This window comes from Kitasatospora sp. NPDC127121 (genome assembly GCF_042677305.1).
GTDB lineage: Bacteria > Actinomycetota > Actinomycetes > Streptomycetales > Streptomycetaceae > Kitasatospora.
In genome coordinates, this window is record NZ_JBHXTQ010000012.1 from 47,553 (window position 1) to 67,211 (window position 19,659).

Here is a 19,659-nt window from a genome sequence, read left to right on the forward strand (position 1 = left end):
GCTTCGGCGAAGTCCATGGCTACGCCCGCGCCCGCCTGCCCGCCCCGGAGTGGCCGCTGACGCCACTGAAGCCGCAGGGCCACGAGCGCTGAGCTGGCGCCGGTAGCTGTGCGGTGGGCCGTGTCATGGGCGCATCGATGGTGCTCGAAACGCCCCACCGCACTCCGGTGCGTTCGGCGGCGTTGTTCGGATCACCCGTTCGCGCCAGGGGCGATGTGATAAGGATAGCGGTTGACGGCGGGCCGGACGGGGGAGTCGGAGACATGCGCGATCCGTTGGAGAACGTGGAACTCACCGAGGCCGTGCAAGGTCTGCGGGACCAATTGATGGCCGCCGCGGACGCTGCGGACGGTCAGCGCATCAAGTTCGAGGTCAACGAGATCACGCTGGACTTCTCGGTCGAGCTGCGACGCGACGCGACGGCCAAGGCGGGGTTCAAGGCATGGGTGGTCTCCGGCGACGCCCAGGTGGGGGTCGCGCAGAACGCCGTCCACAAGGTGTCCGTGAAGTTGAAGCCGACGGACTCGGCCCTCGGCGGGCCGATCGAGATCGGCAGTCAGGCCGCTGTCGACCTGGGTGACTTCGAGCATCCGTCCGGGCTGCGCGGCGGATGAGCGTCCGGTCCGTCGAACGCATCGCCATCGTCCAGGGAGCGCGGCAGGGCAGCGGCTTCCTGTTGGACTCCCGCCTGGTGCTCACCTCGGCGCACCTGTTCGACGGGGACAACGGGGCCACTCGCGTCGCCGTCCCCGGAGGGGCGGGGACGCGCAACTGCCGCCTCAGGTGGCGCCGTTACGACGAGGCGTGCGACGCGGCCCTACTCGAAGCGGACGACGACCTGGTCAGGGACGCCACGACGTGCCGGATCTCCGACGTCCGCTGGGGCCGGACGGCGGGCCTGGCCGCGTGGGAGAACTGCGAAGCCGTGGGGTACCCGCTCATCTCACTGCGGGACGGGGCGAGGCCGGACACCGAGCAGATCGTCGGCACGCTGAAGCCGGGCTCGTCGATCCTACGCGGCCGCTACATCCTGGACAGCTCCCACACACCGCCGCCGACGGCCGGCACTCCCGGCACATCGCCCTGGCAGGGGATGTCGGGTGCCGCGCTCTTCGCCGGAGAATTCCTGATCGGCGTGGTCTCCGGGGACCCGGGACGGTGGGCACACGCACGGGTGGAAGCCGTTCCAATATCGGTCGTGGTGGCCGACCCCGAGTTCCAGCAGGCGATGGAGGCAGCCGTAGGGCTGCGGCCGGAAGTGGTGGAGATTGACAGGTCGGTAGCGCACACGGTGCGCGAGGCCGCCACCTCTCGCCAAGGCGACTGGCTCCGGATCGCCGACGCCGATCCGATCTCCTTCGGCGTCCATCGCGCGTCGGACGCCGCCGGCCATCCGGAAGTGGTGCAGTACGTGCCGCGCAACGTCGACGCCCAACTTGACGCCCGACTCGAAGCGCTGGCGGAGACCGGCGGCATGCTGCTCCTGACCGGGGATTCGGCGGCGGGCAAGTCGCGGGCCCTGTTCGAAGGCATGGTCCGCAATCTCCCGGACCGGTCGGTCTGCAAGCCGGATCCCGACGCCGACCTGGCCTTCCTGCGCGTGTCCTCCGGAAACGACTACGAGAACGTCGTGTGGCTCGACGACCTGCACACCTACCTGCGGTCCGGCGGGCTGACGCCGTCCCTTCTCGACCAGCTTGTCCGCCGGGGCACGGTCGTGCTCGCGACGCTGCGCACCGAGTTCTACGAGCACTACACGGATGAGGAGGACGGGCCGTCACTCTGGCAGGGCACCGGACCGCGTCTGCCGTCCTCGCCGGGCAGGGTGATCCGCGCTGCACACCACCTCACGCTGGACCGGATCTGGACCGACGACGAGCGGCAGGCCGCGTCGGCACGCCAGGACCCGCGCGTCGTCGCGGCCTTGAGCGCCAACCGGGCGCACGGGGTGGCGGAGTACCTGGCGGCGGGGCCGCAGGTCCTCAAGCGGTGGAAGGCCGCCTCCCGGGTACGGGGCAACCCCCGGGGGGCCGCGCTCGTCGAGGCTGCAGTCGCCCTTGCCCGCACGGGTGTGGACAGTGCGCTGCCACCGGATTCACTGGAACGCCTCCACGAGTACTTCCTCGACCTGGCGGGCGGTCCAGCGCTGCGTCCGGAGGACATGGCGGACGCATGGAAGTGGGCGTCCCGGATCGTGCTGGGCGTGACCAGTCCCCTGGTGCCGGGCCGGGGCGGAACGTGGAAGCCGTTCGACTACCTGGTGTCCGATGCTGCGCGCCGGGCCCGTCCGAACGAACTCCCGGAGCAGGTGTGGGAAGAGACGCTGCGCGTCGTGGACGATACGCGCCGGGTGCTGGTGTCGACCGTCGCCAAGGCGGCGGGCCGGCCGGAGGTGGCCAAGGAGGTGCTCCGTCCCCTCGCGGAGGCAAACGATCCAGACGGCCTGATCAATCTGGGGGCGCTGCTGGCAGAGGAGGAAGACTATGACGGCGCCGCCCGCTGCTTCGAGCGCGCTGCCGCTCTGGGCGACTCCATGGGGGCACACAATATGGGTGCCGTCTCCTTCATGCGGGGGGATCTGGAAGCGGCCCGGGAGTGGTACGAGCGCGCGATCCAGAGTGGGGAGCGGATGTCGATCGGAGCCCTCGGCCTGGTTCACGAGAAACTAGGCGACCAGGACGAGGCGGTGGCGCTCTGGAAGCGCGGTACCGAGGCCGGAGATCCCGGGAGTGCGCTGCACTACTCGGACTGGCTGAGGTCGAAATGGCAGTCGGACGAAGCCGTCGAAGCCCTGAGAGTTGCTGCCGACGGCAAGATCCCGCTCGCCGCCCTCTCGTACGCCGGCGTCCTCCTACATAGGAAGGACCACGAGACGGCGAATGCCTACGTGTCGCGTGCCTACGCCGCAGCGGTTGAGCAGGGGGAGCTGGGTGATCCGATCGGCTGTCTGATGGCCGGTGTGACGGCGTACTCCTTCGGCGACGTCCGGCTGGGGAAGAAATGGTGGAGCCGGGCGCAGGAGCGTGGCTGCCCCTCGGACTGGGTGGTCCTGGAGGCAGAGGAGGGCTCGTCCGGACTGCGGCACCTGGCCTTCAGCCAGGTCTGCCTGGACAGACTCGGAGAGGAGGAAGCCCGTTCGCTCATGCAGTTGCTCTGGGCCGGCGACTGCCAGGACTGCGGGTACCCCCTGGGCGACGGTGTTCCTGCGCTCTATGTGGACGACACCTTCATAGCGGCCAACGCGCGGCTGTTCCACTTCGGACTGTGCCGGTATCCGCACTGGAACGAGTCAGCCCTGACCCAGATAGCCAAAGACGCGGGCATGAGGTGGACGGCATTCACCGCCGGAGTGCCCATGGGGGAGGGATTCGGCCCGCTTTGCGTTCCCGCCCTCGTGGTCAACCCGTCTTTCGAGATCGCTCAATTGGTCCGCAGCGGGGACCGCTGGACAGCGACGGCGGCGTGCGGGCCCCGGTCGGATGGCGCCCAGCTGATCGACCTGCGACCGGTGTGGTCCGGGCTGCCGCCCAGGTCCTCCGACGGGCGCGCCTGGGCACTCACCGGCCCCGGCGAGGTTGCGGTGGTAACGCCCGGGCAGGCCTGGAGCGCTCCGGCGACCGAGGCGTTCATCGCGCTGGTGGAGCAGTACGGCGGAATGCTGCTCATCACGGCGAGCACCGTCGGGCCCGAGTCCGAGGCCTCGGTGGATGTCCTGGCGGATGTCCTGCAGGCCTGGGACTCGATGACGAGGTGGGTCCCCTTGGAGCCTGGGGCTCTGGGGTAGGCCGTTCCCTGCGGATCATTCGATTGTTGGTTGATGCGCAATAGGCGCGGGCAGAGCCGTTGGGGCCGTACCCTACGCCTCGGCGCGGGCGGACGGTGGCGTGATCATCGGGAGGTGATCGACGCGATCGTGTTCAAGTACCGGACCGGGACGCCGTAAACGGAGCTGCAGGAGCGGTTCGGGGTCGTGGAAGGGCGTCACAACCGGCCATGGAGGTCGGCACTGGACGGTACGTGGGAGCGCGCGCTCACCGCGCTGCTCGCGCTGGCCGAAGCCGAGGGCGACTTGGACCGCGTGGTCGCGGTCGACTCGACGATCGTGCGCGCACCAACACGCCGCCGGGGCCGAGTGGACCCTCACGCGGCAGCGCCCGCTCACCCAGACCGACTGGCTGCTGCCCATTGCCGACGCCCCGCAGCACGAGATCGACCGCCGCTTCCACGCCATCGTCACCGACGTAGTCGGCGCCCCGACCGAACTGGTCGACGAGCACGGCGCCCTGGCCTGGCAGCAGCGCACCGCGCTGTGCGGCCACCCGCTGCCTGACGCGGTCGAGAGCATCGACTGCCCGCTGTGCTTCCCCGGGCAGTTCCACGACGCCGAGACCGGCCCGCACTGCAACGTCTTCCGGTACTACGACCCGGCCACCGCCCACTCTCTCAGCCCCGACCCGCTGGGCCTCGATCCGGACCTGATCGACCTGTACCACGCGATGCCAGCAGCGTCGAGCAGAAACAGGCCCACAACTGGGCCAACACGGCGATCACGCCTGGCTTCAAGGCCTCTACAAAATCCGATTCAGCTCAAACCGCTGGTGACGGCCTTCTCAACCATCGAACACCCTGTCTTCACACCCTATGGCCGAGCGCGGCCACCTGCCCGCGCTCGACCAGCGCACTCATCAACCTGGACCGGTCCCACCATGTGCCACGGCCGCCATCGATCTCAACTACCCAGCCCGATAAAGCCAGTGAGTGGCAATCAGGTCTCGGTACCAGGCGTACGAGGCCTTGGGGGTGCGCTGCTGCGTCGCGAAGTCGACGTGGATGAGGCCGAAGCGCTGGTGGTAGCCCTCGGCCCATCGAACAGGCTGTCATTGTAGTCGCGACCCTCTGCAGCCCCGCTGCCGCCCGGCCTGCGCCTCGCAGCGTCCCCAGCAGGAATGTGAAGCAGAGGCGCCCCGGCCGCCGACGCGGCGGAACTGAACCCCTTGACCCCCAGCACCTCAGGAGGAAAGCAGTCGTGAGACTCAGGAGAGTCCTGGCCTTGTCGGGAAGAATCCGTGCCGGCCGTCACCAGTCCGACGGAACATCACGACATGGGCCTGCTCGACGACGTCGGGGGGCGGTGGCGTGTTCTCAACGATGATCGTCTGTCCCGGTGAATGGAGGAAGTGCCGGTAGAAGCTGTCGTTGACCTCCGGGGCCAGGCGTGCCTCGTCCTCGTCACGGAGCTGCCCGTAGGTCACCAATGGTGAGTCCAGCACGAGGAACCCCAGGTGCGGGAGCCTACGGTCGATGCAGTACTCGGCAAGCGCTGCGGAGAACGCGGAGCGCAGCAGTGCCTGCATCCCCCGGCCGTGGTCAGCACGGGCCTGGCCGCCCGCGCGGACGTCGCCGCCGTAAGGGTCATATCCTGCGTGCTCGGTCCCTGGTACGTTCCAGCGTTCGAGGATCCGCTGGAGTGCGGAGTCGAAGACCCGTACCGTCCGGCCGGGAATCAGCGAGTCGGCGCGTTTGGCGGCCACAGCTCCGGCGGCGACTAGTTCTGCGCGATGTTCGTCGAGTTCACCGATGCGCGCCAGCACTTCGAGGTTGCGCTCGATCTCCGACCGCTCCGTCAGGACTTGGTCGAGCTCGCCCTTCGCCGGGAGGAGTTGCTCCTCGATCATCCGGATCGTGCGATCGAGTTCGGTTCCTCGGATATGCATCCGCTCCTGCCGGCGGAGCAGATCGTCCCGCTGTTCCTCCAGGTCGGCGATGGTGAGCCGGAGGTCCGCCAGGAGGGCCCGGGTCTTGGCACTCTCCGCAGTGACGGCCTCGTGCAGGTGGGTGGTCTCGTGATTGTCGTGTGCGGGTTCCTGGCGCTCGGGCTCCGCCCCACAGAACACGCAGCGTCCGGCCCGGAAGTAGCCGAGTAGGTTGCCTGCTTCACCGACCATCTCCAGTCGAGCGAGGTCCGACTCGTACTGCTGCCGGAGAATGTCAAAACGCCCCAGCAGGTCGCGAACCTCGCCAAGCCGCACCGCCAGTCCTTCCTCGGCTTCGGTGTGCTGCGTCCGCTCGGCCGCGATCCGACTCTGCCGCTCTGTCGCCTCGCGCAGCGAAGCCGTGACCGTCTCCAGGGTGATGGCCAACCGGGCCTGGCGTGCCCGGAGCTGGTCCCCGTTCTCCTCGGTGGTCTGCTTGGCCGACAGGTCGATCACCAGTTGATCGAGCAAAGCGATCTTGCCCTTCTGGATGCGGCGTTGGGCGGCGTTGGGCACCTTGCTCGCCGGCGGCTCGTCCTCGCCGGTGAGGACGAGCTTCATCACGGACCTGGCGGCGGTCTTCGCGGCATTGCCCCGAACCCGCTGCGAGGGCGGCGTCTGGTCAACCATCCGTCCATCGGTGACGATCGCCAGGTGGGTGAGATCGGCGAGCCTGAGGTGCTCGGTGTTCCCCGCCTCGTTGGTACGGATGTAGGCGTCCGCCAGGCCGAGCCGGTCCAGCACGTAGTGGGAGACGTCGCGACGGTTCTTCGTCCGTCGGACGGACAGCACCGCGTCGGGGGCGGCATGGACGAGGCCCCTCAGGTCGGCTTCGTGGACGTGCACGTTGTTGCTGCCTGGTGCCCGAACAAGGGTGAGCGGGCTGCCGTCCGGCAGGAGGAGCCCGAGCAGGATCTGGCTGTAGCCCTCTGCGTGCGGGATCGCAGGCGTGGTGTGCCCGCCAAGCATGTAGTCGATGGAGTCGACGATGAAGGACTTGCCCGTATTGGAGTCCCCACAGACCAAGGTGAAGGTCGGGGAGAAGGCAACTTGCGCGTCTGGGAGGCTGGAACCGGCGTAGGTGAGGTGCGTCAGCGTTAGGTCATTCATGTCCGTCCCCGGGGTGGTGCGCGCTCGCGGCGAACTGCTCGCGCCAGGTCTGTGTGATGGCCCGCGTGGACGCCAGCGGGTCTGTGTGCGGGGCGAGCTGTTCCACCGCCCAGGTCGCCCTCTCGCACAGTCGGCCGACGTATGGCGCTTCGAAGATCCCCAAGAAGCTGGAGCCGCGGGCGGTCGCCCGGTAAACCAAGCCTTCGGTCGTGGCATCGATCGACGCCAGGCCGGCGCGCATCAGGACGGCCAGGCCCTCATGGAGGAGTTCGCGTTTGCGACCGAGTTCGCCCGGCTGAGCGGGCAGTTCGGGCAGCAGGCTGGGTGGCCCACCGAACCGCTCGCTGTGCAGGACCGCGTGGTCGAGCACGACGAGCGCGGCGAGGTCGAGCGCCTCCGGGTGGGCCTCGGAGAGCAAAGCCAAGGCCCGCATGCCCACCTCCACCGGGCCGTTGAGGACGTTCACCACTCTCCTCCGTCGCACCATGTCAACTTGTCGTCGTTCGCGAACTGGTGGCACATTCCCTTGCGCTGGACCTGCTGGAAGTACGACGCGATGACTGATCCCGACACCTGCAGGTTCCCAGCCTGGGTGACGACCGCCCGCAGCCGGTGCCAACCCGATGCGTGGTCGTCTTCCGCCACCTCCACCAGGTTGGCGAGCACGTCGTCCTGCAGCTCCGTGTAGGAGTCGCCCGGGACACTGTCGCGGGCGTACAAGCGCAGCGCCTCCGCCGCGTAGAAAGCCTCGCGCTGGCGCCGCAGGTGGCTTCCTGACCTGGCGTGGTCGAAAGCGTCGTCCACCGTCACGATCTGCTGCCCGAACCGCTCCCGGTACACATCGACCAGTTGTTCCAGGAACCGGGCCTCGTCAGCGGCAGGCTCGGGCGGCACGGGGAGTTTCGCGGGTTCTCCGGAAGGCGGGTAGTTGAAACGGGCGGCAAACAGCGGGGACTTGCTGTAGACCTCCAGCATTTCGTCCAGGTTGACGGTCCAGAACATGGAGAACTCGGTGGCCTCGGCGAGCTTGACGACAGCGCTGAGGAGCTGCGCGGGCAGCTTCGCCACGCTCTGGGAGCGGCCACCTAGGTACGCCAGGAAGCGGGACTTGAGCTCGTCGGGCGTCAGCACCAGGTCTTTGAGTCTCGGGTGAATCCTGGGAGCGACGAAGGTGTAGCGCGTCGGCAATGTCCTAGTGGTCTCCACCGCCGCGACGAAGGGCTTGACCATCTCCGGCAGCGCGTCGGCGAGTACCAACTCCTCGTGGTAGAGCTTGCACTGGAAGCAGTGCCACTCCCCGTTGAGACGCCGCTCGGTGAAGAACGCCACCACGTCGGCGCCCCGGTCGTTACTGCCACCGATGATCTCGGTGCCCAGGTAGCCCTCATCCAACGCCCGCATGCGCACCCACTCGCAGGTGAAGCGTTCCCACTCGTCGGGCTCCCAGAACCAGACCTGCTGCAGCGGCGTGCGCCGGTCGAACCGGTTTGGCGGCACGAGCGCGCCCGGGACGGCGTACTGCGAGACGGTCACCACGCTCACCCGCCGGTCCTGTCTCTGTGACAGGTCTTCCATTCCCACCCCCAACGCGCTCCGTGATCAAGCGCACTGGGTGTCCATACCACCACGGGCCACCGACGAAAACTCACTTCCTGGCAATCGGTTGCGGCGTGACCGCAGATCCAGGGGGAACCGGCCAGTGCCAGCGACATGTCGTATCGGCGCCGTCCGACGTCACCACGGCGTCCAGCACGGCGTGGATATGGGGTCGGCCATTCTGATCGACGCCACACTGGTCCGACTGCTGCTGGTACCGGCCGTGATGCGACTGGTGGCTGCCCAGCTGGCTGGACCGCCGCCTGCCCCACCTCCACGTCGAAGGACACACCGACTTCTACCAGCCGGACGCCGCCGCCGAAGCATCCCGCTCCCCGGCGGCGGGCGGCTAGTCACACCAGCGGACCGCGGGCGCCCCACGAAGCCCGCGGTCCGCCGTCACGGAACCGACGTCACCGACCCTCCTTCGCACACCGCGCCCGGTGGGCGGCGATCAGGTCGCGGTACCAGGCGTACGAGGCCCTCGGGGTGCGGCGCTGGGTCTCGAAGTCGACGTGGACTAGACCAAAGCGCTGACCGAACCCCTCAGCCCATCGAACAGGCTGTCATTATAGGAAGACCGTAACTACCAGTCACGGCCTTTCCCAACTAGGCCATCTCGCAGGAAAGTTACCGACCCCTACCTTGCATTCTGCGCCCGGTGGGCGGCGATCAGGTCGCGGTACCAGGCATAGGAGGCCTTCGGTGTACGCCGCTGCGTTTCGAAGTCGACGTGGACGAGTCCGAACCGCTGGCTGAACAGCCCCTCTGCCCATTCGAAGTTGTCGAGGAGGGACCAGGTGTAGTAGCCGCGGATGTCGATTCCCTCAGCGGCGGCTTGGGCGAGGGCGTCGAGGTGGGCGGACATGAAGTCGATGCGGGGCTGGTCGGGGACGGTCTCCTCGGTGACGGAGCAGCCGTTCTCCGTGATGGTGATCGGTGGAAGGGCCTTGCCGTAGGTGTCCCGCAGGCCGAGGAGGAGTTGGTGGAGGGCGTCGGGGACGACGGGCCAGCCGAAGGCGGTGTGGGGGACGTCGGGGATGTCGACGAAGTCGAAGGGGAGGCCCGGTTCGGTGGGGGCGGCGATGCGGGTGGGGTTGTAGAAGTTGAGGCCGAGGCCGTCGAGGCCGGGGGTGTGGATGAGGTCGGTGTCGCCGGGGTGGAGGGCGCCGTAGAGGTCGTCGGGGACGCCGAGGGCGGAGAGGTCGGGGTAGTGGCCGAGGAGGACGGGGTCGGTGAACAGGCGGTTGTGCAGGGCGTCGTAGGCCTCGGCGGCGGCCGTGTCGGCGGGCGAGGCGGAGGCGGGCTCGACCGGGGTGAGGTTGTTGGAGAGCATCACCTCCAGGCCGCGGTCGTGGAGCACCGAGGCGGCCAGGCCGTGGGCGAGGAGTTGGTGGTGGGCGGCCGGGAGGGCCTCCAGCATCAGGGTGCGGCCGGGGGCGTGGGTGCCGAGGGCGTAGCCGAAGACGGTGTGGACGAAGGGCTCGTTGAGGGTGATCCAGGCGGGGACGCGGTCGCCGAGGCGGTCGGCCATGACGGTGGCGTACTCGGCGAAGCGGTACGCGGTGTCGCGGTTCAGCCAGCCGCCGTTGTCTTCCAGGCCTTGCGGGAGGTCCCAGTGGAAGAGGGTGGGGAGCGGGGTGATGCCCGACTCCAACAACGCGTCCACCAGGCGGTCGTAGAAGGCGAGTCCGGCGGGGTTGACTGTGCCCGCGCCGGTGGGGAGCACGCGGGGCCAGGAGATGGAGAAGCGGTAGCCGTCCAGCCCGAGGTCCTTCATCAGCGCGATGTCCTCGGGGTACCGGTGGTAGTGGTCGCAGGCCACCGCACCCGTGTGGCCGTCGCGGACAACGCCGGGGCGGGCGGCGAAGGTGTCCCAGACGGAGGGCCCGCGGCCGTCCTCCGCCACCGCCCCCTCGATCTGGTAGGCGGCGGTGGCGGCGCCCCAGCGGAACCCCGTCGGCAGGTCGTAACGGTCCGGCATGACTGCCTCCTGACGTGAACGTGAGGGGAACTCATGTTACTGGCGCGACACCGAAACGCCAGGGGCAACCGGCCACCACCACAAGGGAACAGCCGCCACCCGCACGCCCCGACCGTCCGCGCGCCATCCCACCGGGCCCCGTCCGGTGGCCGACCGCCGGGGAGGGGGGTTGCATGGGGTGACCGGGCCCCAGCGATTCGGGAGGCTACCGTGTACGAGATGTGGGCCGAGCACGACCCGGCGGTGTCACCGCCGGCCGTGGTGTGGCACGTGGTGACGAAGAACGACTCGTCGACGTCCCTGTGCGGACGCTTCCTCGAACCCGCCCAGCGCGTCGCGCCGGCTGCGGGCGTCGAGGAGTCGGCGGGCCCGGACCGTTACTGCGATCCATGCCTGATCACCGTTCGCGAGGCGATGGCCGCGGCCGCCCGGTGACCGAAGCCGTCAGGTCGCCCTGGGGTCCACCTGAGGACGGACCCCAGGCCTGTCCGACCGATCTTGGTGGGACAGGACTTGGGTGTTCGAGGGCGGCGTCGACGGCAACGGCGTGAACAGGAGTGCGGGAGCGGGAGGTTGGGCGGTTCCGGCCGTCCGGGCCGGTCAGTAGGGCCCGGCCAGCGCGGCCACCCCCGGGAAGCGGGCGATCGCCTGGCCGGCGGTCGGCGGGTGGGCGCGCCGGGGTCGCAGTGCGCCGAGGGCCACCGCGGGTCTGGCCAGCCGGGCGGGTCTCGCGGCGAGGGAGAACACCTCGAAGTAGGCGGCCGAGACGGCGGGGTCGGTGAGGGCTGCGCCCAGCACCCGGCGGGTGTACCAGCGGGTGAACACGGCGGCGGGCCCGGCAGCGGTGGCGGGGTGGCTCGACAGCGCGTCCGGGAAGCCCTCGTCCTGGTCCTTGGCCATGTCCCAGGGCGTGTCGACGACCCTGGCGATCCGCCGCTGGATCAGTGCGCTCACCCCCGGGTGCAGGCCTTCGCTGTCGACGGCGGCGCGGATGGCGGCGGCACACTGGGCGGCGACCGTCATGCCGTGCCCGTACACCGGGTTCAGCGCCGCCACCGCGTCGCCGGTGGCGGCGAACCCGGCCAGCTGGCCGCCCTCGTAGCACTCGTAGCGGCGCCGGCGGTTCAGCGTCCCGTGGCAGGTGCGGATCGGGCCGAGCGGGCGGGCGGCGCGGGCGAGGTCGTGGACGACCGGGTGGTCCAGCGCCTTCAGGAAGTCGTGGAACTCCCGCTCGCCCCGGGCGGGTTCGCCGCCCCGGGTGCCGGAGAGCGTGACGATCCAGCGCCCGTCCTCGATCGGGATGATGGTGGCGCCCCGACCGGGCCGGCCGCGCCCCGGGACGGGCACGATGCTCACCACCGGGAAGCCCTCGTTTCCGCCCGGCGTCTCGAACACCCGGGCGGCGTAGGCGAGTCCGGCGTCCACCGTCTCCTCGCACAGTCCCTCGACCCCCAGGGCGCGCAGCCACTCCGGGGCGCGGGAGCGGCGGCCGGTCGCGTCGACGACCAGGTCGGCCCGCAGGGTCTCCCGCGATCCGTCCGGGTTCTCGATGTGGACCCCGACGATCCGGCCCGGGCCGCCCACCAGGCCGAGGACGGAGGTGCGTTCGCGGACCGTCACGTTCGCCTGCTCGCGCAGCCGCCGCCGGACGACGTGGTCGAGCAGGTGCCGGCTGCACGCGATCAGGTAGGCCGGCGAGTCGAAGCCCTGGAGCCAGCCCGGCCCGAGACGCATCAGCAGGCCGGCGGGGATCGAGCGGTAGTGGGCGCCGGCGGCGAGCAGGGCGTCGAGCGTTCCGGGCAGGACCTCCTCGACGGCGTCCGCGCCGCCGCCGAGCAGGATGTGGCTGAACTCGCCCTGCGGCAGGCCCCGGCGCGGGCCGGGCAGGACGGGCAGGACGTCCTGTTCGAGAACGGTGACGCTCCGGGCGTGCGGCGCCAGGGCGGCGGCCGCCAGCGTGCCGGCCAGGCCGCCGCCGAGGACGAGGGCCGTGCTCACCCGGCGGCCCCGGTGCGGACGAGGCCGTCACGGCGGGTCGCGCGCATCCACACCGGGCCGGGGCGCAGCGTGGCGAGCGGCATCTCGCGGACGGTCCGGCCGGGGACGTGCTCCAGGTGCCAGGCCCGCATGATCGTGGCGAGCAGCAGGACGGACTCGGTCATGCCGAACTGCTCGCCGACGCAGCGGCGCGGTCCCGCGCCGAAGCCGATGAACGGGCCGCGCTGCGGGTGGACGCCCACCCACCGCTCGGGGTCGAAGCGGTCGGGCTCGGGGAACAGGGCGGGCTGGCGGTGGAGCAGGTAAGGGCTGTAGATGACCGACGTGCCCTCGGGCAGGCGGTGCGCGCCGAGTTCGGTGTCGGTGGTGGTGACGCGGGTGAGCAGCCAGCCCGGGGAGTACAGCCGGACGGCCTCGCGGACGACCCGGGTGGTGAGCTCCAGCCCGTCCACGCTCGCCGACGTGCCGTCCACGCTCGCCGACGTGCCGGCCGCCGTGGTGGCGACGGCCTCGGCCCTGTCCGCCTCGGCTACGTTCACCCCGGTCGCGTCGACGCGGGCCGCGTCCACCTCGGCTCGGACCCGGTCTGCGATGTCCGGGTGTTGGGCGAGCAGGTGCAGGGCCCACACGGTGGAGTTGGCGATGGTGTCGAAGCCGGCGGCGAAGATCGTCATCACCTGGTCGGTGACCTCCGCGTTGGAGAGCGCCTGCCCGCCCGCGTCGGCGGCCACCAGCGTCGACACCAGGTCGCCCCGGTCCTCCGGATCCGCGCGGTAGGCGGTGACGACCTCGTCGACCAGGCGCACCAGCCGGGTGCGGGCGGCGTCGTAGCGGCGGTTGGCCGGCAGCGGGATCCGGTTGAGCCGGTGGGGCAGCAGCATGCGCCGGTAGGAGCCGCCGATGAGCAGCACGAAGTCGTCGACGGTCTCCTGGAGGCCGGTGAACGGCAGCCGGGTGAACAGGGTCGAGACCAGGCTGCGCCCGGCGGCCAGGCTCAACTCGGCGGTGATGTCGACCTCCTGCCCGTCGCTCCAGGACCCGGCCAGCCGTCGGGCCTCCCGGGCCATCACCTCCGTGTACCGCGCGATCCGGTCGGCGCGGAAGGCGGGCTGGACGTAGCGGCGCTGGCGGCGGTGGTCGGCGTGGGGGCAGGTCACCAGGCCGTTGCCGGCGAAGTCGCGGACCCGTTCGAACAGGAACCCGCCCTTGTCGAAGACCCGGTCCTCGCGCAGGACGTGCCGGGTCAGCTCCAGGTCGCAGACCACCACCGCCGAGACCGGCCCCAGTCTGATCTGGACGAGGCCGCCGTACCGGGGCAGGGAACGCAGGAACGCCAGCGGGTCGCGCAGGAACGGCACCAGGTGCCCGAGCAGCGGCAGGCCGCCGGGCGGACGGGGGATCATCGCGGTGACTCCGTACGGTAGCGGGCGGCCGTCGCCGTCCAGTGGATGAGCGCGCGGGTGAAGCGGACCAGCCCGAGGGCGAAGGCCCGGACCTCGCCGGGCGACGACGGGTCGCGGGCGATGCCGTCCGCCAGGAACTCCAGCGTCGTCGACTCGGCCTCGCACAGCGCCCCGAGCCGGGCCGACGCCTCTTGGGGGGCCAGGCCCTCGTGGACGGTGAACGAGCGCAGCAGGTTCTTGCCGTTCCCGGCGGCGGACTCCCCCTCGGCGGAGTAGAGGTCGTTGACCCAGCAGACGACGTGGTTGAAGCGCATCAGCAGGTCCGCCACCCTCGGGTGCCGGAACACCTCGTCGGCGAGGTCCAGGCCGTGGGCGAGTTCGATCCACCCCGCCGCGCACGACACGGCGCCGTCCTGGTCCCGTCGGCGTAGGTACTCGGGGACGGTCTGCACGGCGCCGGCCGGGGCGGCGGTCCCGAGGTCGTGGAAGGGGGTGTCGCGGAAGGGCGCGTCGTGGAAGGCGGTGTCGCGGAAGGCGGTGTCGCGGAGCGAGGCCTCGTCGAGGTAGCCGAGCGAGGTGTCCAGGTACGCGCGGAAGTACGCCGCGTAGCGCGCCCGCCACTGCGGCGGCGTCAGCTCGACCGTCTCCCGCCACAGCACCGCGAACGCCTCGACGAGTGCGTCGCCGGGCGGCTCGATGCCATCCCAGCCGCCGTCCGAGGCACCATCCGGGCCACCGCCCGGAACGCTGTCCGGAACGCCGTCCGAGCCGCCACCCGGAACGCTGTCCGAGTCGACGCCCGAACCGCCGTCCAGGACGTCCGTGAGCGCCTGGACGGTCCGCCGGGCCGCCGTGACGGGCCGGCCGATCCACTGGTCGTCGAAGCGGTCGTCGAGGATCCAGGTGAGCACCAGCCACTTCGCCGCCGCGACCAGCCTCGGCCCCCGGGGGACGTCGCCCCACGCCTCCGCCACCAGGTCCAGGTGGCCCTGTGCCAGGAACCCTTGGACGTCACCGCCGAGCACCCCGCTCGCCACCAGCCACGCCCCGACGTCGCGGCGGAGGGCGCCGGCCTCGCCATGCGGCGCCGGTCTGGCGACTCCCGCGAGGAGGTCCGGGCCTCCGGGGTGCTCGGCGGCGAGGCCACACATGCCGCGGTACGACGAAACGCCCATGCCCGTGCTCCCCCTCGCTCACCACCTCCGACCGGCCGGTCGGAGAAGGACCAGTCTGGCCAGCCACCGCGACTGTTCAAAGCGCAACCATCGCTTTTCCCCCGCACGAGTGATCGCGCCGTCACCACGTCGACACGGACCGTGACCGTTCCCCGCGTGCCGCCCGGCCCCTCCCGACACGCCCCACCCGTCGGCGGCCAGGCTCTCGCCGGGCGTCCGATATCCGGTTGGGACATGGCACCGGGATCGCTACGGTGGCGGGATGGCGACTCAGGTGATTGTGCTGAACGGTGGTTCCAGCTCGGGCAAGTCCGGGATCGCCCGGTGTCTTCAGGCGGTGCTGCCGGAGCCCTGGCTGACGGTCGGGGTCGACACCCTGATCGAGGCGATGCCCGCATCCCTGCACGATACGGACGGGGGCATCGGTTTCGCGGCCGACGGCGGGGTGAGCGTCGGGTCGAAGTTCCAGGCCTTGCAGGCGGCGTGGATCGCGGGGGTCGCGACCATGGCGGGGGCGGGCGCGCGGGTGATCGTCGACGAGGTCTTCCTCGGCCGGGCTGAGTCCCAACTCCGGTGGGAGAAGGCGCTCGTGGGGCTGGACGTGCTGTGGGTCGGGGTCCGCTGCGAGGCGGCGGTGGCCACCGGCCGGGAGCTCGCCCGGGGGAACCGGATCCTGGGGATGGCCGCTTCGCAGGCGGAATTGGTCCACCAGGGCGTGCGCTACGACCTGGAGGTGGACACCTCGCGCACCGAGTCGCTGGAGTGCGCGCGGAGGATTGCCGCCCACCTCGGAGGCGACGCCGCCGGATCCGCCCCCGTCGGCGGGTGACCCAGGGCCAGAGTCAGAGTCAGAGCCAGGGCCAGAGCCAGAGCCAGAGCCAGGGCTCGGGCCTGAGGTCAGGGGTTCTCCCGGTGCCGCCACCGCACCGGGTCGGCAGCGCCCGACACCGAAGCGCCCGCCACCGACGCGCCCGGCATCGACGCGCCGGCTCCCGGCGCCCCGGCCCGAGCCAGCGGCCGGTAGTCGGCGCACGACAGCACGAGCAACTCGTTGTCCCCGGGCTGGAATTCGTACTCCACCCGCTCCACGTGGCTCGGGATCCCGAGGGCGTCCAGGTGGTGGCGCAGCCCGTCCAGCTCCCCGTAGCGGACGCCGGTGTCGTACACCATGACCGGGAAGAGCCGGACTTCGCGGCGGGCGATCCGGGCGAGTTCCAGGAGGGCCGCCAGGTGGAAGTCCCCGTCCAGCCGGTTGCCGTAGGAGAAGAGCAGGTGCGAGCTGAGGACCAGGTCGAAGGAGTAGTCGGCGAACGGGAGTTCGGGCAGTGAGCCGGCGACGTAGCGGTCCGGGCGGGCGGCGATATCGGCCTGGAAGTCACGGGCGTTGGCGATCCACTGCCGGGTGAGGCGATCGGGGTCGCCGTACCACGTCCAGACGAAGTCCGATGCCTCCCTGACCAGTTGGTCGCGCTTGTGCCGGGTCTCCCGTTCGACGAGGACGCCGAGGTCCTCCCGGTGGTGGGCGTACTCGCGGTCGACGGCCACCGCGTCGATGCCGCGCCGGCCGGCCTCGGCCGTGAAGGCGGCCGCGCCGCCCGGGCAGTCCAGGATGCGCCGGCCGGGGGCGAGGTCGCCGTCGGTGAGCGCGAACATCGCGCGGTACTCGTCGAAGGAACGTGCGCTGACCAGCACGGTTCAGCCCCTCCCGACGTACGGCATGGTGGTGGGCAGGACGGTCAGGGACTGGACGTTGGTGTCCGGCGGCATCGAGGCCATCAGCAGGACGGCCTCGGTGAAGCGTTCCACCGGGATGGTCGCCTCGACCGCCATCGTGCCGTCCGCCTGCATGGCGGCGGGCTGCGGGCCGCCGTCGACCGGGGTGACGTTGCCGACGTCGATCTGGCCGACCGCGATGCCGTACGCGCGGCCGTCCAGGGAGAGCACCTTGGTGAGGCCGAGGACGGCGTGCTTGGCGGCCGTGTAGGCGATGGAGTTGGGCCGCGGGACGTGGGCGGACGGCGCGCCGTTGTTGATGATGCGCCCGCCCTGCGGGGACTGGGCGCTCATCACCCGGAAGGCCTCGCGGGCGCAGAGGAAGCCGCCGGTGACGATGGTGTCCAGGACGCGGTTCCAGTCCTCGAACGGGGTCTCGGTGATGGGCCGGCGCGGGGCGGCGGCGCCGGCGTTGTTGAACAGCAGGTCGACCCGGCCGAAGCGGTCGCGGACGGCGTCGAACAGGGCCGCGACCTCCTCCGGTTGGCGGATGTCGGTCGGGACGGCCAGCACCCGGGCGGGGTCGACGTCCGCGAGGGCGATGGTCTCCTGGAGGGCGTCCTTGCGCCGCCCGGCCAGCGCGACGGACCAGCCGGCGCCCAGCAGCGCCAGGGACACGGCCCGGCCGAGCCCGCTGCCGCCGCCGGTGACGACGGCGGTCCGCCCGTGCGGTGTCTGCGCGCTCCCGGTCACATGTCCTCCGTGTTCATCCAGATCCGCAGCATCCGCCGGGAGTTGGGCGCCGGCTCGTCCACGTAGGCCGAACGCCCGTGCAGGACCCGGCTGTTGCGGATGATCAGCAGGTCTCCGGCGGCCATCGGGAGGCCGAAGGCGATCTCGGGCCGGTAGAGCACCTCGTCGAGCACGCCGAGCGCGTCCCACTGGCGGTCCGTCAGCGGCGGGCCGCCGCGGTCGGGGGACGAGCGGACGGTGCGCGTCTGGTAGTAGCAGGCGATGGTCCCGTCCTTCTGGGTGTAGAGGATCGGGGAGACCACGACCTGGGGCCCGGCCCGACCGGTCCGGTCGAAGGTCCACTCCTCGGTGAGGGTGGCGAGGGCGTCCGGCCGTTCCCGCCCGATCAGGTCGTAGACGTGCCGCGCGCTCGCCAGCTTGGTCAACCCTCCACCGTTGTAGGCGGGTTGGATGCAGAGCAGGACGAGCAGGTCGCAGGTGTCGCAGTGGAAGCCGAGTTCGGTGTTGCCGTCGCCGTCCTGGTCGCGCAGCACCTGGGTGAGGTCGCCGCGCCCGTTCTGCGGGACGATCTCGCCGAAGTCCCGCAGCAGGAAGGACAGGGCGGCCGCGACCTCCTCCTCCGGGGCGGTCGGATCCATCAGCCCCACGACGTGGGCGACGCCGACGGAGCGGGCGCCGCCCTGGACGAGCGCGCGCAGCTTCGCCCGGACCGGCTCGGCCGCGCCCCACCGCTCGGCCCGCGCGTCCGCCCAGAGCAGTTGTCGCTCCCCCTCGTCGAGCGGGAGCGACCACTGCTCCCGCCGTTCCTCCAGTTCCTCGCTGCTCCAGCCGATCTCGGACACCGTGTCGTCGTACATGTGCGGAACCACTCCTCTCTACCGCTGGGCGGCGGCCGCCGCCACCGCCTTGGACCAGAGCGCCAGCGCCTCGTCGACCTGCCCGGCCGTGACGGTCAGCGCCGGGATCATCCTGACCACGTTCAGGTGGACGCCGCAGATCAGCAGCAGCAGGCCGAGGTCGGCCGCCGCCTGCTGGGCGCGCTTGGCGGTGTCCGGGTCCGGGGAGCCGTCCGGGTGGCAGAACTCGTTGCCGATCATCAGCCCGAGGCCCCGGACGTCGGCGACGCCCGGCGCTCCGGCGGCGACCGCCCGCAGGCCGTCCAGCAGCCGCGACCCCTGCTCGGCGGCGTTGTCGACCAGTTGCTCGTCCCGGATGACGTCCAGCGTGGCCAGCGCGGCGGCGCAGGCGACCGGGTTGCCGCCGTAGGTGCCGCCCTGCGAGCCGGGCCAGGCCCGCCGCATCAGGTCGGTCGGCGCGGCGATCGCGGACAACGGGAAGCCGCTGGCCAGGCCCTTGGCGGTGATCAGGACGTCGGGCACCACGCCGTCGTGGTGCAGGTGGGCCCAGAACCGGCCGGTGCGGCCGAAGCCGGTCTGGATCTCGTCGACGACCAGCAGAATGCCGTGCCGGTCCGCGCGCTCGCGCAGCCCGGCGAGGAACCCGGCGGGCGCGGGCACGTAGCCGCCCTCGCCGAGCACCGGTTCGACGAACATCGCGGCGGTCTCGGCGGGGGCGCTGACGGTCGCGAGCACCTGGTCAAGCCCGCGCAGGGCGTGCTCGACGGCCTGCGCCTCGCTCAGCCCGAGGCTCAGGCCGAGCCGGAAGGCGTCGGGGAACGGCGCCACCGCGACACCGGGCATCACCGGGCCGATGCCCGCGCGGAAGCGGCTGCCGGCCGTGGTGAGCGCGGCCGCGCCCATGGTGCGGCCGTGGAAGGAGCCCTCGAAGACGATCACGTTCTGCCGGCCGGTGGCGTGCCGGGCGAGCCGCAGCGCCGCCTCCACCGCCTCGCTGCCGGCGGTGGCGTAGAACAGCGAGTCCAGGCCGGGCGGCAGCACCTCGCCGAGCCGCTCGGTGAGGGTGAGCAAGGGGTCGTGCAGCACGGTGGTGTACTGGCCGTGGATCAGCCGGCCGGCCTGCTCGCGCACCGCCTCGACCACCCGCGGGTGGCAGTGGCCGGTGCTGGTCACCCCCACGCCGGAGGTGAAGTCGAGGTAGCGGCGGCCGTCGGCGTCGAAGAGGTGGAGCCCTTCGCCGCGGGTGGCGACGACGGAGGTGGCCTGCTTGAGCACCGGGGACAGCTGGGACACGAGGTCCGCCTTCCATGGGTCTGG

Annotated in this window: 15 protein-coding genes and 3 pseudogenes; 5 read left to right on the forward strand and 13 right to left on the reverse strand. The window is 71.2% G+C overall.

The window, feature by feature from the left end:
• The first annotated feature begins 263 nt into the window (after positions 1-263).
• The 3 genes and pseudogenes from ACFVHI_RS09410 to ACFVHI_RS09420 form a co-directional block, all read left to right on the forward strand.
• Positions 264-614, forward strand: coding sequence for a trypco2 family protein (locus ACFVHI_RS09410; RefSeq protein ID WP_063350419.1), 351 nt, complete (start codon positions 264-266; stop codon positions 612-614).
• Positions 611-3,784 carry a trypsin-like peptidase domain-containing protein gene (locus tag ACFVHI_RS09415; RefSeq protein ID WP_380337305.1) on the forward strand — a complete coding sequence of 1,058 codons (3,174 nt, stop codon included), beginning with the start codon at positions 611-613 and terminating at the stop codon, positions 3,782-3,784. Before ACFVHI_RS09410 ends, ACFVHI_RS09415 begins: the two co-directional genes overlap by 4 nt.
• 571 nt (positions 3,785-4,355) lie before the next feature.
• Positions 4,356-4,481 (forward strand): annotated as a pseudogene (locus ACFVHI_RS09420) (RHS repeat domain-containing protein); the annotation flags it as partial.
• Positions 4,482-4,733: 252 nt separating this feature from the next.
• Here ACFVHI_RS09420 and ACFVHI_RS09425 read toward each other — a convergent pair.
• The 6 genes and pseudogenes from ACFVHI_RS09425 to ACFVHI_RS09450 form a co-directional block, all read right to left on the reverse strand.
• Positions 4,734-4,865: pseudogene (locus ACFVHI_RS09425) on the reverse strand (family 1 glycosylhydrolase); the annotation flags it as partial.
• A gap of 168 nt (positions 4,866-5,033) precedes the next feature.
• Positions 5,034-6,863 carry a hypothetical protein gene (locus tag ACFVHI_RS09430; RefSeq protein WP_063350417.1) on the reverse strand — a complete coding sequence of 610 codons (1,830 nt, stop codon included), beginning with the start codon at positions 6,861-6,863 and terminating at the stop codon, positions 5,034-5,036.
• Positions 6,856-7,329: an ABC-three component system middle component 2 gene (locus tag ACFVHI_RS09435; protein ID WP_107452973.1), complete on the reverse strand. Its 474-nt coding sequence runs from the start codon at positions 7,327-7,329 to the stop codon at positions 6,856-6,858. The genes ACFVHI_RS09430 and ACFVHI_RS09435 overlap by 8 nt, the downstream gene beginning before the upstream one ends.
• Positions 7,326-8,405, reverse strand: a complete 1,080-nt coding sequence (locus ACFVHI_RS09440) for an ABC-three component system protein (protein ID WP_380337310.1) — start codon at positions 8,403-8,405, stop codon at positions 7,326-7,328. The genes ACFVHI_RS09435 and ACFVHI_RS09440 overlap by 4 nt, the downstream gene beginning before the upstream one ends.
• A gap of 467 nt (positions 8,406-8,872) precedes the next feature.
• Positions 8,873-9,013, reverse strand: a pseudogene (locus ACFVHI_RS09445) (family 1 glycosylhydrolase); the annotation flags it as partial.
• 86 nt (positions 9,014-9,099) lie between these two features.
• Positions 9,100-10,443, reverse strand: a complete 1,344-nt coding sequence (locus tag ACFVHI_RS09450) for a GH1 family beta-glucosidase (protein ID WP_380337312.1) — start codon at positions 10,441-10,443, stop codon at positions 9,100-9,102.
• A 210-nt stretch (positions 10,444-10,653) separates the two neighbouring features.
• On the opposite strand from ACFVHI_RS09450, the gene ACFVHI_RS09455 reads away from it, so the two are divergent.
• A complete protein-coding gene (locus ACFVHI_RS09455) occupies positions 10,654-10,878 on the forward strand; it encodes a hypothetical protein (RefSeq protein WP_363377142.1) in 225 nt (74 codons plus the stop codon).
• 165 nt (positions 10,879-11,043) lie between these two features.
• Here the strand turns inward: ACFVHI_RS09455 and ACFVHI_RS09460 are convergent, their stop codons facing one another.
• The 3 genes from ACFVHI_RS09460 to ACFVHI_RS09470 are packed head-to-tail and all read right to left on the reverse strand — an operon-like array spanning position 11,044 to position 15,019.
• The gene (locus tag ACFVHI_RS09460; RefSeq protein WP_063350413.1) at positions 11,044-12,441 is read right to left on the reverse strand and encodes an NAD(P)/FAD-dependent oxidoreductase; all 1,398 of its coding nucleotides are present in this window, start codon (positions 12,439-12,441) and stop codon (positions 11,044-11,046) included.
• Entirely contained in the window at positions 12,438-13,844 is a 1,407-nt protein-coding gene (locus ACFVHI_RS09465; protein ID WP_380337316.1) for a cytochrome P450, read from the reverse strand. Before ACFVHI_RS09465 ends, ACFVHI_RS09460 begins: the two co-directional genes overlap by 4 nt.
• Positions 13,841-15,019: a terpene synthase family protein gene (locus ACFVHI_RS09470; protein ID WP_380337319.1), complete on the reverse strand. Its 1,179-nt coding sequence runs from the start codon at positions 15,017-15,019 to the stop codon at positions 13,841-13,843. The genes ACFVHI_RS09465 and ACFVHI_RS09470 overlap by 4 nt, the downstream gene beginning before the upstream one ends.
• A gap of 262 nt (positions 15,020-15,281) precedes the next feature.
• On the opposite strand from ACFVHI_RS09470, the gene cpt reads away from it, so the two are divergent.
• Positions 15,282-15,848: a chloramphenicol phosphotransferase CPT gene (gene cpt, locus ACFVHI_RS09475; protein WP_380337322.1), complete on the forward strand. Its 567-nt coding sequence runs from the start codon at positions 15,282-15,284 to the stop codon at positions 15,846-15,848.
• 68 nt (positions 15,849-15,916) lie between these two features.
• Here the strand turns inward: cpt and ACFVHI_RS09480 are convergent, their stop codons facing one another.
• Genes ACFVHI_RS09480 through ACFVHI_RS09495 form a run of 4 tightly spaced genes read right to left on the reverse strand, consistent with a single transcriptional unit; the run spans position 15,917 to position 19,635 of the window.
• On the reverse strand, positions 15,917-16,711 hold the full coding sequence (locus ACFVHI_RS09480) for a class I SAM-dependent methyltransferase (RefSeq protein WP_380337325.1): 795 nt from the start codon (positions 16,709-16,711) through the stop codon (positions 15,917-15,919).
• A 3-nt stretch (positions 16,712-16,714) separates the two neighbouring features.
• Positions 16,715-17,485, reverse strand: a complete 771-nt coding sequence (locus ACFVHI_RS09485) for an SDR family oxidoreductase (protein WP_063350408.1) — start codon at positions 17,483-17,485, stop codon at positions 16,715-16,717.
• On the reverse strand, positions 17,482-18,342 hold the full coding sequence (locus tag ACFVHI_RS09490; protein WP_380337327.1) for a TauD/TfdA family dioxygenase: 861 nt from the start codon (positions 18,340-18,342) through the stop codon (positions 17,482-17,484). The genes ACFVHI_RS09485 and ACFVHI_RS09490 overlap by 4 nt, the downstream gene beginning before the upstream one ends.
• An 18-nt stretch (positions 18,343-18,360) precedes the next feature.
• Positions 18,361-19,635, reverse strand: coding sequence for an aspartate aminotransferase family protein (locus ACFVHI_RS09495; protein WP_380337329.1), 1,275 nt, complete (start codon positions 19,633-19,635; stop codon positions 18,361-18,363).
• Between the last annotated feature and the right edge of the window lie 24 nt (positions 19,636-19,659).